We start from the raw sequence: 15,332 nt of genomic DNA on the forward strand, positions 1-15,332 counted from the left end.
CGAAGAACTGCACGCGCCCGTTACATCTCGACCGTGGTGCTTGACAATGGTGAGGTCGGCTGGCGTGACGCCAGCGCTGCGACTACCAGAACCTCCACCACGGCCGACGCTGCCGCAAGTGCAGCGGCCGGAGGTCAAGGCGATCGATGATGTTGGCCGCCGCGCCGAAACGGCTGGCAGGCTCGCGTTCCTGATCCGATGATTCGCGACCGAATCTGGTCGCGTCCTGTATCGGACGCGGGTCTTGCCGATTCAGCGGGGCGGGGGCTGTATTCGGGGAGGGCATGAAGGCATTCTGGCAGGAGCGGGCCGGTCGGGTTGCGATGAATTTCCTGCTCGACCATATTGCCTAAGTATCAAGACGATCGCAGCCGAGTGTCCTTCCAGCGTGGGTTGTGCCCAGGCAACTCCCGCACCGCGCGATGCGAGGCAGCGTAGCCGTCCACGGTCGTGCTGCCGCTGGAGGAACGAGTCTTCAACCCGTCACGCGAGACGCGCCGCATCCTCGGGCGGGCTAAAGCCATCGGCCCCGACGCCAAGCGGCTGTGCGAGATGCTGTTCGCCATGGAGGGGCGGGTAGGGCAGCGCAAGCTCCAGGGTATCGTCGGGCTGGCCGAACGCTACCCACGCCGCCTGGTGGACAGCGCCTGCGCGCGCGCCATCGCCGAAGGCGTGCACAGCTACCAGCACATCAAGAGGCTGACCCAGCCATGCTTTGTACGCCCGTATCAAGGCGAGCGCGTGATGGAATGGTCGCCACCGATCCAGGCCATTTGGCGCTGTCGAAGCAAACGCGCCGCGTGCCTCGTTGTCCTTTGATCGATCCGTGCGGCCAGACCGGCTTGTTGCGAAGAACCCCTCCGCGCGATCCGCGAGTCGCCGGCCTAGTGAACGACGCTGCCGCGATCGATCTCCTTGCCGATCCAATGACGCAAGAAAGCGATGCCGCCGCCCAAGCCTAGCGCCAACGCCATCCAGCCGAGTGTGCCCATAGTCCGAAGTCCTTCAGCATCCAACGTGATACAGACATCAAAACGCGAAAAGGCCAGCAAGCGTTGACCGACCCTGCTTCTACGCCACCGACCGCCGCCGCTTCAACGCCAGTCCGCCCAGACCGACGATCCAGCTGGCAGGTGCGTATGAGGCTGTGTATTGCTACACTTCATTAAGACAGTCATAGTGTTATAATAATCTCCATGCAAGCCCGCCGCGATCTCGAAGAGGTCGACCAGGGCTGTCCGGATCCAGCAACTGGAGCACTTGCAATGACAACAATGAACGACGAGGCGGTCATGGCGTGCCGGTTCGAGAGCGATTCCTGCGGGGACAACTTGCCGCGCGCAGGGTCTGTCAGAGACCAGGTCCGGCTCTGCACGCCTACGCCGTATCAGCGGCGTTCTGCGCCCTTGCTGGCCGCGAATCGCCATCAGGAGGGGACCTGGTATGGCGAACGATCCTGGGTTGCAGATCCACTCTTAGCGCACGTGACGCACGCCGAACACTCGGGAAGAACGGTTGGCGCGTTGCCAAGCCATCTTCGGTGCGAAGCATGAGTGACATAGGGACATCGCCGGAATACTCCCTGGCGCAGTTGTGCGTGCTGGTCGATCTGCCGCCGCGGACGGTTCGCTACTACGTCCAGCTGGGGCTAGTGGATCGGCCCGAAGGCGAAACGCGAGCCGCCCGATATGGCGCGCGGCATCTCGAACAGCTCCTGCTCATAAAGAAATGGACCGCGTCGGGCGTGTCCTTGGACCGTATCCGGGAGCTCCTGAAAGGCGACGAGGCGCCAGTGGCGCCGCGGCCGCGCGTCGCAGGCGCGATCGAGGTGATGAGCCATCTCACCGTGGCGGATGGGGTGGAAGTGGTGATCGAGCCCGGCAGGGCAGAACTGTCGCCTGAACAGGTGCGCGGCTTTGTGAAAGGGGTGATGGCGCTCTATGCGCGGATCACCCACAGCGATCGGAAAGAGAACAAGTCATGACGAGAGGTCGAATGAAGAACGTGGCGACAGCATGCCTGCAGAGCTTCGGAGGTGAACCGGTCGCACTCGAGGGGGTGCGCGCAGAGGGGGACCTGCGCGGGGTGCTGCTGGAGATGAAGGTCGAGCAGCGGTTCAGAAATCCGACGGATTCGAATCTGGAAGTCGTGTACAGCTTTCCGCTGCCGTGGGGTGCGGTACTTCTGGGCGTCGATGTGATGCTGGGGGACAAGCTTCTGGCCGGCTCCGTCGTGGAGAAGAAGAACGCCGAGGCGAAGTACGAGGCAGCGCTGTCGGAAGGCGACGCGGCGATCATGCTCGAGAGAAACGAGGAACACAGCTACAGCCTGAACCTGGGCAACCTGGCCGCCAAAGAGGCTTGCGTGGTCACGCTACGCTACACGCAGGTGCTCTCCTATGAGCAGCGCGCGCTGCGCGTGCTGGTGCCCACGGTGATCGCGCCTCGCTATGGCGATCCGGTCAAACACGGTCGACTTCGCCCGCATCAGGTGCCTGACACCGACATCTCGGCTGAGTATCCCTTCGAGATCCATCTGCGCCTGCATGGAGATCTGGCCAAGGGACGCGTGGCATCACCCAGCCATCCGACGGCCATGTCCATCGACGACGGCGTCCTGACCGTGGCGCTTGCTCGAAAAGGGGCCCTGGATCGCGACTTCGTGCTGGTGGTGGATCGCCTTGCCCATGACGCGGTGGGTCTGCAGGCGCTGGACGGGAGGCAGCCGGACATGGTGGCGGTGCTGGCGAGCTTTGATGCTCGGATCGAGGCGGATGCACCTCGTCAAGTGACGGCCAAGATGCTCGTGGATTGTTCAGGCTCCATGGCTGGGGACAGCATCGAGGCGGCGAAGCAGGCGTTACAGGCCGTGGTGTCGCAGCTGTCACCCGAGGACAAGTTCTCGCTGTCGCGCTTTGGAAGCACGGTGTCTCATCGTTCACGAGGGCTGTGGCCTGTGACCGAGGCTACCAGGCTGGCAGCGCAGCGGTGGGTTGGTTTCCTGGAGGCTGACCTGGGGGGGACGGAGATGGAGAGCGCGCTGGCGTCAACCTTCCAATTGAAATCTGCAGCTGGGGCGGATGTGTTGCTGGTGACCGATGGGCAGATCAGCGACATTGACGGCACGATCGAGGCGGCCCGGGTTTCCGGGCATCGGTTGTTCGTGGTGGGAGTGGGCAGCAGTTCTGCGGAGAGTCATTTGCGTCGGCTCGCCGAGGCGACTGGTGGGGCGTGCGACTTCGTGGCTGCGGGCGAGGCAGTGGAGCCTGCGGTGATGCGCATGTTTGCCCGGCTGCGTTCGCCGCGGCTGACGGGGGTGCAGATCGAATGGCCGAGTGGCGTGATCCCAGCGTGGGTGTCACCGCTCAACAATGCCGTATTTGATGCAGACACGGTGAGTGTGTTTGCGCTGCTGCCGACTGGAACGACGGGCCAGGCGACATTGCGTGGAACGCGCGCGGACGGTGTCACTCAGGAGATTGGACAAGTCAGTCTGAGCCAACCATTCGCTGACGACGGATTGCTCGGGCGCGTGGTCGCGGCGGAGCGCATCAAGGCGCTGGAAGCGAAAGACGAAGTCGCGCACCGAGCTGAGATGACCGACTTGGCGGTGCGCTATCAATTGATCTCGGCCCAGACGAACTTCTTGCTGGTGCATGAGCGCGCCGTAGATGAAAAGGCTCTCGACATGCCGGAACTGAACAAGGTGCGGCAGATGGTGCCGGCCGGGTGGGGCGGGGTGGGATCCGCAAAGCTCAGTGTAGCAAGGTCGATCTCTGCGCCGATGGACAGGTCCTCGGCTTCGATGTCGTACGAGTCTATGTCGGTGCCCTCCATCTGGCGCACCAACCGCGTCGTTGCGGCCCGGGCCGTGTCCGATCGCATGGACGACTTCGAGATTCCGACGTTCCTGAGGAGGGCGGCCGGGCCCGGCTCGGCCAGCGAGGACCGCGAAAAGATCCCTCCTCCACTCGACGCCAAGAAAATTGCGAAGCTCAAACTGGTCGAGCTGCGTCGCAATCCGATGTACTGGTCATCCGCAAAGGATGACCGTGGGTGGACGCCGGCGGGCGTGAAGGAGTGGCTCCTGATTCACGATCGGGGTGAGTGGCCCCAAACTTACGGCGCGCTGCTCGGAATGGGACTGAGCCCCAGCGTCGTTGACTGGCTCCAACTGGGCGTCGGTGCGGCTTTCGAAGAGGGTGAAGTGGTGCGCGTGTTCCTCTGGTTGTTGGCTGCGCAGGAAGTCGGGACGTCGGGGTCGATCGACCTCACCAAGGGCTTGGCAACGCTGACGGCCGAAAGTCTCGCTTCGGAAAGTGAAGCTGACACCGGCCACAGGACCCTCGAACTGGCAAGCCGGATCGGCAACGTACTGGATCGCGCTCAGGCGGACCAGTGGCCGGATGGGGTGTATGCGCTACAGGCGTAGTTGTGCCTTGGTCACCGGCCGGCAGATGCTCGCCTTGTCGCCGTAGAACGCCACGCGGGCAATTGCAGCTCGCGATGAGGCGGTGCGCTTGAAGCCGATGGCACAGATCGGGCCAGCAGCAGTCTTTCGCAGGCCATCCAATGTGTCGCAACCGGCACAGGCGCGCGCGTGTGGGGGTCTGCCTCGACTCCGACATCACCGCACGAGATAGCGACCGCAACGTCGTCACTCCCCCATCCCCAGTCTTGAGGAGCTGATCATTTCGGCTCCATCCAGGAGCCCAGATGTCCCGTTCGCAACAGTCCCTTCACCAGGCCAGTTCCAGAATCGCATCGCCGAAGCTGATGTTCTTCGGGGATCCGCATGGGGACTTCAAGCCCATCATCGCTGCGGTGCAGCGGTATCGCCCCGAAGCGATCGTGCTGCTCGGCGACGTCCAGGCGCGCCGTCCCCTCCAGATCGAGCTCCAGTCGATCCGCGATCTCACGCAGATCTGGTTCATTCACGGCAATCACGACACCGACTCGGACGTCGACTACGACAACCTGTGGGGCTCGGAGCTGGCTGATCGGAACCTGCACGGCCGAGTGGTCGCGATCGCCGGGTACCGAGTCGCGGGCCTGGGCGGGGTCTTCCGGGGCAAGGTCTGGAATCCGGACGAGCCAGAGGCGAACGCGCCGTTCCGCTCCCGCGCGGACATGCTGCACTATGTGACACGAGGAGGAACCGCGGAGGGCCCATGGCGCGGCGGCATCGCTCGCAAGCACCATTCCACCATCTTTCTCGACGAATACAAGGCGATGATCGGTTTGAAGGCCGATGTTCTCGTGTCGCATGAGGCGCCGGCGGCGGCGCCGTCCATGCGTCACAACGGCTTTGCGGCGATCAGCGACCTAGCGACCGCCATAGGGGCAACGCTTGCTGTCCATGGGCACCACCACCGCGCAATCGATTACGTGCGCGACGGCCTGATGCCGGCGGGCGCACCCTTCCGGGCCTTCGGCGTGGACATGGGCTCCCATCTGGCCTGGCCACTCGTCGAAGGAAGGGGGCCGCGTTGATGCTGCTCTTCCTCGACTTCGACGGCGTTCTGCATCCGGAAGGCGAAGGCCACCTTCCCAACGACGGCACCGACTTCTGCTTCCTGCCACGCCTGGAGACGCTGCTGTGTCCTTCATGTGAAGTCGCACAGAGTCGTTCTGCGATGTGGACTCATCCTGTACCTGCTGCTTCAGAGCCCCGTTCCAGCGTCTCGACGATGCGAAGCCCCTTGCCCACCGTCTCCGCCCATTCGGCCGCGGGTTCGGAGTCCGCGACGATGCCTCCGCCCAACTGCACCATCACGCGCCCGCCGGCAACAATCGCCGTGCGGATGACGACCGACAGGTCCATGTTGCCGCGGCAGTCCAGATAGCCAATGGAGCCGGCATACCAACCGCGGCGCAGGGTCTCGAGCCCCTCGATGATCTCCATCGCCTTAATCTTCGGCGCACCGGTCATCGACCCAGGCGGCCAGCAGGCGCGCAGCAGTTGCGCCACGTCGCAGTCGGGGCGCAGTCGCGCACGCACGGTCGACACCATCTGCCACACGCTGGCATAAGGCTCCAGGGCGAATAACTCGGGCACCTCGACGCTGCCGGTCACGGCCACGCGCCCGAGATCGTTGCGCATCAGGTCGACGATCATCACGTTCTCCGCGCGATCCTTGACGCTCGCCGCCAGTTGCTGACGTCGAGCGGCGTCCTCGGTCCCTCCGATACCTCGCGCTGCAGTTCCCTTGATCGGACGCGCCTCGAGCCGGTCGCCCCTCCGGTGAAGGAATCGCTCGGGCGAGCAACTCGCGATCACGAAGCCCGGCCCTTCGAGGTAGGCCGCGAAGGGCGCCGGATGCGCAGACACCAGATCTTCGTACAGGGCCCAGGTGTCGCCCTCGAAGGCCCGATCTTCGCGCCGCGTCAGGTTGACCTGAAGCACTTCGCCGCGGACGATGGCCTCGCGGATGGTTTCCACGCCGCGTTCGAACTGCGCGCGCGATGTGCGCAGACTGAGCGATCCGGCCTTCCACTGACCGCGTTCGGGCAGCGGCCCGCTTGCGCACTCGATGGTCCGCGCCCAGGCCTCTGCCCGCCCGGCGCGGGTCCAGGGCCAACGCTCCGCGGGGCCGCGGACCGTGGCCTCCCACCACTGCCCGCTCGGATGGTGGAACCCCAGCACCTGGTCCACCGCAATCCACCATTGCCGGGGCAGGACCGGGTCCTGCAGGGCCTGTTCAGGCAGCCGCTCGACATGGCGTGCGAGGTCGTAGCCCAGCACGCCTACCCAGCCACCGACGAAGTCCATGCCTTCGGGACAGTCGCCCTCGAGGCGGACGCTGTCGGGTTCCCCAGCGGCGACCGCCGCCAGCGCTTCGAAGGGATCGGCCCAGCACGCAATCTCGCGGCCGTCGCGTTCGAGCCGGGTCGTGGTCTCGTCTGTGTACAGTGTGGCCAGCGCCGGTCCGGCGATGTAGGACCAGTGGGCCTGGCGCGGCATGGGCAGCGCGCTTTCGAGCAGCGCGAAACGTCCCTCGCCGCGCAACCGCGCCATCGTGCCGCGTGGGCCGTCCGGCAGTGCCACGGGGCGAATCGTCACTTCAATTTCGATCATGTCTTCATTCGAATACCAAGCGCTTGAGCGTCTACGCTTTCACCAACCATCCGATGCGCCCGCGCGGGCAGAACACGCCCGCGACATGCTGCGCCTGCTGCTGGCGCAGGACGGATCGACCACCCGGCTGTGCGAAACCATCGCCGGCGGTCCGGTTTCGCTGCATGTGCTGGAGCAGCGCATCGTGCAGGCGGTGCCCGCCGAAGTGCGTGCAGTGCTTCCGGGCGCGAGCTTTATCGAGCGGATCACCTGCCTCGCTGCTCATGGCCAGGTGTTGATGGACAACCTGTCGTACATCGCACTCGAGGGCCTGCCGGAGGATGTGCGGCGCGACCTCGAGGCCGGCGCGATGCCGATCGGTCATCTGCTGTCGCGCCTGTGGGTGCGCCGCTCGTTCCTCGATGCGGCGCCGGTGCTGTACGAACGGCTCTGGGGCGCGGTCGGTGGACTCCCTGACTCCGACGCGTCGCGCACGTACTGCATCGTGACACCCGAGGGCCCGCGCATGCTCATTGCCGAGACCTATCGGCGCGGCATGCTGATGCGCAGACCGGTGGCCGGAGACTGACGTACCGGCAGCGCGCTGAGCCCTCGGTACACCGCATTGCCGCTCCAGCGCGGCTGCGCGTCGACCAGGCGCAGATGCGGGAACCGATGCAGCAGGCGATCAAAGACGATCTGAGCCTCCATCAGCGTCAGGCTGGCGCCGATGCACACATGCGGTCCGGCGCCGAACGACAACAAGCCGCCGGGGCGGCGCGCGATGTCCAGGCGATCGGCTTCTGGGTAGCGCACCCGATCGCGGTTGGCAGAGGCGATGAGCGCGACCACCAGGTCGCCGCGGCGCAGCTGTCGACCGTGCAGCACCAGATCGGCCGCCACGCGGCGGCCGGTGTACTGCACCGGGCTGTCGAAGCGAAGCAGTTCGCGCACCGCACCCGGCAGCAACGCGGACTCGTGCTGCAGGCGCTGCCATTGGTCGGGATTGGCGAGCAGCGCCTGGAGCCCGTTGCCCAGCAGGTTGCGCGTGGTCTCGTGGCCGGCGAACAGCAGCATCGCGCATTGGGCGAGCAGCTCGGCGCCGGGCTGGATGTCGCCGGCCGCCTCGGCCCGCAGCAACCGGCGCACGAGATCGTCGCCCGGGGTGCGCCGGCGCTGCGGCACGAGGTGTTCGAAGTAGCCGGTCATCGCCAGCAGGCTGGTGCGAGCGCGCCGGGCTTGCTCGAGCGAGGGCAGGGGCGCACCGATGAAGGTCGCCAGATCGTCGGACCAGGCGATGAAGTCGCCGTGATCGGCCGCGGGGATGTCCATCAGCATCGCCATCACCTCGGCCGGCAGCGGCCGCGCCAGTGCCTGCATGAAGTCGAAGCCCGCGTCGGCATCCACGGCGTCGAGCAGGGCATCGACGCGGCGCTCGATGGCCGGCGCGAACTGTTGCAGGACGTCGCTGCGAAAGCCTGCATTGAGCACGCCGCGGATGCGCGTATGGTCCGGCGCGTCGACGAACAGCATCGCCCGCGCGAAGAGCTGCTGGAAATCCTTCAACTCGCCGCGCGCGGCCAGGCTTTGCATCACCCAGCCGCCGGTGCGCTGGGCCGAGAACCGCACGGCGTCGCGAAGCACCGTCTCGACATCGGCATGGCGGGTCAGAAGCCACGCGCCGCCGAAGAACTCGTCGCTCCAGTGGATCGGCCCGGCCTCGCGCAGCGCGGCGTAGGTCGGATAGGGATCGGCGCGGAACGCCGCGTCGATGATCGGGCGGCCGAGCGGGCTCGGCGGGGGCGCCAGCACCGCGCTCATCGTTGGCCCTGGGCCTTCAGCCCCAGCCGGTCGAACAGCGCCCGGTCGCGCTCGGCCTGCGGGTTGCTCGTGGTCAGCAGCTTGTCGCCGTAGAAGATCGAATTGGCGCCGGCGGCAAAGCACAGCGCCTGCAGCGCCTCGTCCATCTGCTCGCGCCCGGCCGACAGCCGCACCATCGTGGTCGGCATCGTGATGCGCGACACGGCGATCGTGCGCACGAATTCGAAGGGGTCGAGTGGCTCGGTGCCGGCCAGCGGTGTGCCCTCTACCTGCACCAGGTTGTTGATCGGCACCGACTCGGGATAGGGCTCGAGATTGGCCAATTGGGCGATCAGACCGGCGCGCTGGGCGCGGCTCTCGCCCATGCCCACGATGCCGCCGCAGCAGACGTTGATGCCCACGTCGCGCACGCGGGCCAGCGTATCGAGCCGGTCCTGGTAGGTGCGGGTGCTGATGACGTTGCCGTAGAACTCGGGGGCGCTGTCCAGGTTGTGGTTGTAGTAGTCGAGCCCCGCATCCTTCAGGGCCTGGGCCTGTTCCGCTTCGAGCATGCCGAGCGTCATGCAGGTCTCCAGGCCCAGCGCGCGCACCTCGCGCACCATGTCGGTCACCTTTTCCATGTCACGCGCCTTCGGACTGCGCCAGGCCGCGCCCATGCAGAAGCGCGTGGCCCCTTGCGCTTTAGCGGCCTGCGCCGCTTCGACCACCTCCGCCAGAGGCATCAGCTTGCTGGCCTCGACGCCGGTGTCGAAGTGCGCGGACTGCGGGCAGTAGCCGCAGTCCTCCGCGCAGCCACCGGTCTTGATCGACAGCAGGGTTGACAGCTGCACCTCATTGGCATCGAAGTGTTCGCGATGAACCTGCTGCGCACGAAACAGCAGATCCATGAACGGCAATGCGTAGAGCGCCTCGATGTCTGCGACAAGCCATCGCTGATCGATGCGCGGCGCGTTGCGCGACGTCGCGCCACGCAACGATGACAGGGAAACGGTGGATGTTGTCGTGGAAGTGGATGTGGTGATCATGTCGTCTTTCAGGGAGGGTCTCTTCGAGCCAGAATAGCCAGCCACCGGTCACAAGGGTGGCCATCGTGGTTGCAGATCGCGCCATGCTCACACTTGCTCTCAGGGCAGCTCGAACAGCGTTCGCAGCGCCGCATCGTCGAGGTGGACCGCCACGGCCGCAGGGTCAGGGCCGGTCAGCCTGGGGACCATGCCCAGGCAAGGCGCCTGGTGGCGCCGTCGCAGTTCTTGGCGAAGGGTGGCGAGGTTGTCGGCGCGGTACAGCATCGCCGGATCGACCGTGTTTGCGACCCAGCCTGCCAGTCTCAAACCGCGTGCATGGATGGCCTCGGCCGTGAGCAGCGCATGGTTGATGCAGCCGAGCCGCAAGCCGACCACCAGCACGACCGGAAAGTCCAGGTCCATGGCGAAGTCGGCGCTGTCGAAATTCGGCCCAAGCGGCACACAGAAGCCGCCCACGCCCTCGACGACCAGTTGCTCGGCGCGCGTCGCGAGCGCCAGGGCACCTCGCAGCAGAAAGGCACGCTCGATGGTGCGGCCTTCGAGCGCTGCCGCGATGTGCGGTGCGCAAGCAGCCTTGAACTGGAGGGGCCCGACGTCGGCATCGGTCAACGCCACCGAGCTCGCATCGCGCAGCGCGCGCACGTCGTCGTTGACGTCTTCGCCACCGATCACCTCGGTGCCGGCCGCCACGGGCTTGTAGCCGGCACAGCGCAGCCCCTGCGCGCCGAGCCAGTGTAGCAGCGCGGCACTGACGCGTGTCTTGCCGACCTCGGTGTCGGTGCCGGTCACGAAGCAACCCCGCATCGCAGCGGAACTCATTGCAGCGTCCCAGCGGCCTGCGCCAAGCCATCGAGGAGCGCCTGCACATCCTTCGGCGTGTGCGCGGCGCTCAGCGTGATACGCAGTCGGGCGGTGCCCACGGGCACCGTCGGTGGGCGGATCGCCGGCACCCACAGGCCCTGCGCGTCGAGCCCTGCCGCGAGGTCCAACGCCGCGGCGTTGTCGCCAACGATCAGCGGCTGGATTGCGGTGGCGGAATCTGTCAAGCGCCAGCCGAGACCGGGGTATTGCTGCACCAATGTCGTGAGGCCATCGCGCAGCATGGCGATCGATTGCGCCAATCGGGCGCGCCGCGCTTCGCCCTCGTTGCCAGCAATCAAACGCAGACTGGTGAGCACGGCATGCGCGATCGCCGGTGGCGCCGCCGTGGTGTAGACGTAGCTGCGCGCCGACTGCACCAGCCAGTCGATCACGCTCGGGTGGGCGGCCACGAAGGCCCCGCCCAGGCCCACGGCCTTGCCCAGCGTGCCCATGCAGATGAGGCGCTCGCTGCGCAGGCCGAAGTGCGACAGGCTGCCGCTGCCGTCGTTGCCCAGCACGCCGAAGCCATGCGCATCGTCGATGACCAGCCAGGCGTCGTGCGCCTCGGCCAGCGCCAAAAGGGCCGGCAGGTCGGCCAGGTCGCCGTCCATGCTGAACACGGCATCGGTCACGATCAGCTTGATCGGCGTGCTGCAGCGCCCGAGCTGGTTGGCGAGCAGGTCGAGCCGGCCGTGGGGGAAGCGCTGCAGCGGCGCCTTGGCCAGCAGCGCGCCGTCGACCAGCGAAGCATGGTTGAGCTTGTCGGCGAAGATCGTCGCGCTCGCATCGCCCAAGGCGGTGAGTAGCGCCAGGTTCGCCATGTAGCCGGTGCAGAAGCTCAGCGCGCGCGCCTCTGGGATGCAGGGCGAAAGCCATCGCGCGAGTTCGTCCTCGAGCAACACATGGGCGCGTGAATGACCGCTGATCAAATGCGACGCGCCGCTACCGGCTCCATAGCGGCGCGCGCCTTCGGCCAGCGCCTCGATCAGGGCCGGATGGTTCGCCAGCCCCAGGTAGTCGTTGCTGCAGAAGGCCAGCATGTCGCGTCCGGAAACCCGCTGGTGCGGCGCGCAGGGCGACTCGGTCGTGCGGCGCTGCCTTCGCAGCGCCTGGGCCTCGCGCTCACGCAGTTGGTGGTTCAGGTGTTCGATCAGCATGGGCATTCTCGATGTCGGCCGTGGCGTCCAGCGTGGCCATCACGCGTTGCGCGAGCCAGGCTGCCAGCTCATCGTCCAGCACGTAGGGCGGCATCAGGTAGACGGTACGGCCGATCGGGCGGATCAGCAGCTCGCGCGCGCGGCCGGCGAGGTGGAAACGCTCGGCAAATCGCTCACCGACGAAACTCTCCCGCACATCGAAGGCCCAGATCATCCCGCGCTGGCGGAAGTGCTCGACGCGCGGATCGTTCTGCAGAGGCGCGAGCGCCGAAGTCAATGCCACGGCGCGCTGGTGGTTGCGCTGCAGGACGGCGTCCTCTTCGAAGCGGTCGAGCACCGCCAGCGCCGCCCGGCAGGCCAGCGCATTGCCGGTGTAGGAGTGCGAGTGCAGGAAACCGCGCGCCACGTCGTCGTCGAGAAAGGCCTCGTAGATATGGTCGCGCGTCATCACCAGCGACAACGGCAGCATGCCGCCGCTGATCCCCTTGGACAGGCACACGAAATCGGGCCAGATCCCGGCCTGCTCGCAGGCGAAGAAGGTCCCGGTGCGCCCGCAGCCCACCGCGATCTCGTCGGCGATCAGGCTCACTTCGTAGCGGTCGCATAGCGCTCGCACCGTGCGCAGATAGGCCGGGTCGTGCATGGCCATGCCGGCAGCGCCCTGTACCAGCGGTTCGATGATCAGAGCGGCGATGTGTTCGTGGCGAGCCTCGAACAGCGCCTCCAACTCAGCGGCGGCCCGCGTGGCCACGTCTGCCGCTGTCTCGCCGGGCCCGGCCTGGCGGGCGTCGGGCGACATCACCTGGTGCGCCCGCATGAGCAGCGGATCGTAGGCATCGCGGAACACCGCCACGTCGGTGACCGCCAGGGCGCCCAGCGTCTCGCCGTGGTAGCCCTGGCGCAGGCAGACGAACTCCCGCTTGTCCGAACGCCCAAGGTTGCGCCAGTGGTGGAAACTCATCTTGAGCGCGATCTCGACCGCCGAGGCGCCGTCGCTGGCAAAGAAGCAATGGCCGAGCACACCGCCGGTCAGAGCCGACAGCCGCTCGGCCAGCTCCACCGCCGGAGCGTGGGTGCAGCCGGCCAACATCACGTGCGGCAAGCGGTCGAGCTGGTCCTTCAAGGCTGCGTTGATGCGCGCATCCGCATGGCCGAACAGATTGACCCACCACGAACTGGTAGCGTCGAAGTAGCGATGCCCTTCATGGTCGATGAGCCATGGGCCCTCGCCACGCGCGATCGGCAGCGGCGGGACCGTCGCGGCGCGCTGCATCTGGGTGCAGGGGTGCCAGACGCTGCGCAGGCTGCGCTGCTGCCAGGCTTCATTGGCGCCGACGTTGTGCGCATGTGGGCGATTCATCGGGGTGCAGTTCCTCTCTTCCCTGACCGGATTTGGAAGTTATCGATCGGCCGCGTGCGTTGCCGGCGGCGAGGCCGGGGGCTGGCTGGGTGCCGTAGGTGGCCGCATCGGCCGGGGTTGGCGATGTCATGCCGAGGCCCGCTGCGCTCGGCATCAGGCCGCGACGGCTTCGCCGGAGGCCGCCTGCACGGGGATGTGCGTGCGCTCTTCCTGGATGCGGTTGGCGTGGTCGACGAAGACCAGCTTCGGCCGATGCGCCGCCACCTGCGCCTCGGGCACGAGGCCGAAGGCCGCGATGATGATCAGGTCGCCCACGGCCGCCCGCCGCGCGGCCGAGCCGTTGACCGAGATGATGCCGGTGCCGCGCTCGCCGCGGATCGCGTAGGTGATGAAGCGCTCGCCGTTGTTGATGTTCCAGATGTGGACCTGCTCGTTCTCGGCCATGCCAGCCGCGTCGAGCAGGTCTTCGTCGATGGCACAGGAGCCCTCGTAGTGCAGTTCGCAGTCGGTGACGGCAACACGGTGGATCTTGGACTTGAGCAGGGTACGGAACATGATGTAGAAGCTCTTTCTTTGGAATGCAAAAAGCGCGGGACGGCTCGCCGGCGGACGGCACGGCGATGGCACTTGAGCCAGTTATCTAGCGATGTCTCACAGCACATTTCGAAACGACCGCTCGCAATGCGTTTGTGCCAGGTGCGGCGCGTCGGTCAATGACGTCGGCGTGCTGCCGAAAGTGAGCCCGTTGGATGCATGAAAAATCACGGGTCGTTGCTCTCCGTTCTGGTCACAAACGGGGCGTACCATAACCGACTCTTGCGCTACGCCCGCGTGTATTTAGAGCCGAGAGAATGTGGCTGCTTCGCAGCTGCATCGGGAAATCGATGCCCGGCCGATTGCAGTGATGCGCTGCTTGGCCATCACGCAGAATCCGTCGCCGAACCACCGTCATCGCACGTCGCTCTGCTCGCACACGTACCCCTCGACCACGGGGAGAAAAAGCGCCTCGGCGCTTGATCCCAATCAGGAGTCACGATGCAAGCCGCGCATCGAGTTGAACAAGGAACGATGCGATTGAATGCGACGAGGAGGCGGTCCTGGCGCTACACGGTGCATTCGAGTTCCGGAACGGCTCGTGTGGAAGCGGCATGATTTTTCTACTGGGTACCCTGCACGTGAAAAGTCTCATTCGAAGTCGCGTGGTCGGCTGGAGCGGTCCACCAGATCGACGAGGAATTCTCCTCGAATAGGGCGGTTCAGACACCGTGACCCTCTACCTGGTCGAGTCCGCCAGTCCGTGTTGGAGGCCGCCGCCGCGCCGCCTGCGGTGCCCGCGGCTTGCTACTGTGCCTTCGTGGATCCGAGGTTCCTCGCCGCTTGGGTGGCACTCAACTCGACGGGCACGGCGCGCCTGACGATCGATCGCGACTACTTCCTGACCTCCGTGTTGCTTCACGAGGCCGGCCACGTCCAGCCGGGCACTGCGGCCGCTGCATTCAAGGACCGCGAAATGATCCAGCTCAAGGTCGACGCCAGCAAGGAGAAGGCCGACGAACGGCGCGCCGCCGGACTCCCGCGTCGGCGAGCCAACACGAAGCCGGCCAACGCCGCCTCGATCGCGGAGAACTTCGTGGGCAGGGAACTGATCAGACTGAGGTGGAACATCCAGGCCTACCGGACGCTGGACGAATTCGGCTCCTTTGCCGCGGGCAAACCGACCGTGTATTTCGACGATGGGTACACAGACCTCAACATGGCGCTGCGGATCCTTCGCTCGAACGACCCGATCCAGGCCTCCCCGGAGACTCGACAGATCCTCGACGCCTTCGAGGAGGCTCGGCTGAGACGCGCGAATCCCCAGCCGCTGTACCGGCCGCGGTAGACGTACGTCGGCTCTCATGTGATCGCCCGATCGAGCTTCGTTGCCCATTCCGGCGTCGCGACGCTGTTTGCCCGGTAGAAGGCATCGAGCCGGTCCCGTGCCCGGCCCCGCTGGCGAAGCCCGATCCAATCCGCCGCGTTGGCGCCGAAAAACTTTGCGGCCAGGCCCCG

At 66.2% G+C, this 15,332-nt stretch carries 12 protein-coding genes and 1 pseudogene; 6 read left to right on the plus strand and 7 right to left on the minus strand.

Going from position 1 to position 15,332, the window contains the following annotated elements; translation table 11 throughout:
- Positions 1-438: 438 nt before the first annotated feature.
- The 4 genes and pseudogenes from QTI68_RS33390 to QTI68_RS33405 form a co-directional block, all read left to right on the plus strand.
- Positions 439-708, plus strand: a pseudogene (locus QTI68_RS33390) (IS21 family transposase); the annotation flags it as partial.
- Positions 709-1,549: 841 nt separating this feature from the next.
- The gene (locus QTI68_RS33395) at positions 1,550-1,984 is read left to right on the plus strand and encodes a helix-turn-helix domain-containing protein (protein WP_286527969.1); all 435 of its coding nucleotides are present in this window, start codon (positions 1,550-1,552) and stop codon (positions 1,982-1,984) included.
- A gap of 11 nt (positions 1,985-1,995) precedes the next feature.
- Positions 1,996-4,431, plus strand: a complete 2,436-nt coding sequence (locus QTI68_RS40360) for a VIT and vWA domain-containing protein (protein WP_503011776.1) — start codon at positions 1,996-1,998, stop codon at positions 4,429-4,431.
- A gap of 284 nt (positions 4,432-4,715) precedes the next feature.
- Positions 4,716-5,492: a metallophosphoesterase family protein gene (locus QTI68_RS33405; protein WP_286527972.1), complete on the plus strand. Its 777-nt coding sequence runs from the start codon at positions 4,716-4,718 to the stop codon at positions 5,490-5,492.
- Between the two features lie 151 nt (positions 5,493-5,643).
- Here the strand turns inward: QTI68_RS33405 and pabB are convergent, their stop codons facing one another.
- On the minus strand, positions 5,644-7,077 hold the full coding sequence (gene pabB / locus QTI68_RS33410; RefSeq protein ID WP_286527973.1) for an aminodeoxychorismate synthase component I: 1,434 nt from the start codon (positions 7,075-7,077) through the stop codon (positions 5,644-5,646).
- Here pabB and QTI68_RS33415 point away from each other — a divergent pair.
- Entirely contained in the window at positions 7,076-7,645 is a 570-nt protein-coding gene (locus QTI68_RS33415; RefSeq protein ID WP_286527974.1) for a chorismate--pyruvate lyase family protein, read from the plus strand. The genes pabB and QTI68_RS33415 overlap by 2 nt on opposite strands.
- Here QTI68_RS33415 and QTI68_RS33420 read toward each other — a convergent pair.
- The 6 genes from QTI68_RS33420 to panD form a co-directional block, all read right to left on the minus strand.
- Positions 7,600-8,877 (minus strand): cytochrome P450, encoded by a 1,278-nt coding sequence (locus tag QTI68_RS33420; protein ID WP_286527976.1) that lies wholly within the window; start codon positions 8,875-8,877, stop codon positions 7,600-7,602. The two genes, QTI68_RS33415 and QTI68_RS33420, sit on opposite strands and share 46 nt — an antisense overlap.
- The gene (gene bioB / locus QTI68_RS33425) at positions 8,874-9,902 is read right to left on the minus strand and encodes a biotin synthase BioB (RefSeq protein ID WP_286527978.1); all 1,029 of its coding nucleotides are present in this window, start codon (positions 9,900-9,902) and stop codon (positions 8,874-8,876) included. The genes QTI68_RS33420 and bioB overlap by 4 nt, the downstream gene beginning before the upstream one ends.
- A gap of 99 nt (positions 9,903-10,001) precedes the next feature.
- Entirely contained in the window at positions 10,002-10,721 is a 720-nt protein-coding gene (bioD, locus tag QTI68_RS33430; RefSeq protein WP_286527980.1) for a dethiobiotin synthase, read from the minus strand.
- Positions 10,718-11,920 carry an 8-amino-7-oxononanoate synthase gene (gene bioF / locus QTI68_RS33435; protein WP_286527987.1) on the minus strand — a complete coding sequence of 401 codons (1,203 nt, stop codon included), beginning with the start codon at positions 11,918-11,920 and terminating at the stop codon, positions 10,718-10,720. The genes bioD and bioF overlap by 4 nt, the downstream gene beginning before the upstream one ends.
- On the minus strand, positions 11,886-13,280 hold the full coding sequence (gene bioA / locus QTI68_RS33440) for an adenosylmethionine--8-amino-7-oxononanoate transaminase (protein ID WP_286527989.1): 1,395 nt from the start codon (positions 13,278-13,280) through the stop codon (positions 11,886-11,888). Before bioA ends, bioF begins: the two co-directional genes overlap by 35 nt.
- A gap of 153 nt (positions 13,281-13,433) precedes the next feature.
- Positions 13,434-13,835: an aspartate 1-decarboxylase gene (panD, locus tag QTI68_RS33445; RefSeq protein ID WP_286527991.1), complete on the minus strand. Its 402-nt coding sequence runs from the start codon at positions 13,833-13,835 to the stop codon at positions 13,434-13,436.
- A gap of 742 nt (positions 13,836-14,577) precedes the next feature.
- Here panD and QTI68_RS33450 point away from each other — a divergent pair.
- On the plus strand, positions 14,578-15,162 hold the full coding sequence (locus QTI68_RS33450; protein ID WP_286527993.1) for a hypothetical protein: 585 nt from the start codon (positions 14,578-14,580) through the stop codon (positions 15,160-15,162).
- Positions 15,163-15,332 lie beyond the last annotated feature (170 nt).

It is taken from the genome of Variovorax sp. J31P207 (genome assembly GCF_030316965.1).
Lineage (GTDB): Bacteria > Pseudomonadota > Gammaproteobacteria > Burkholderiales > Burkholderiaceae_C > Variovorax > Variovorax ginsengisoli_B.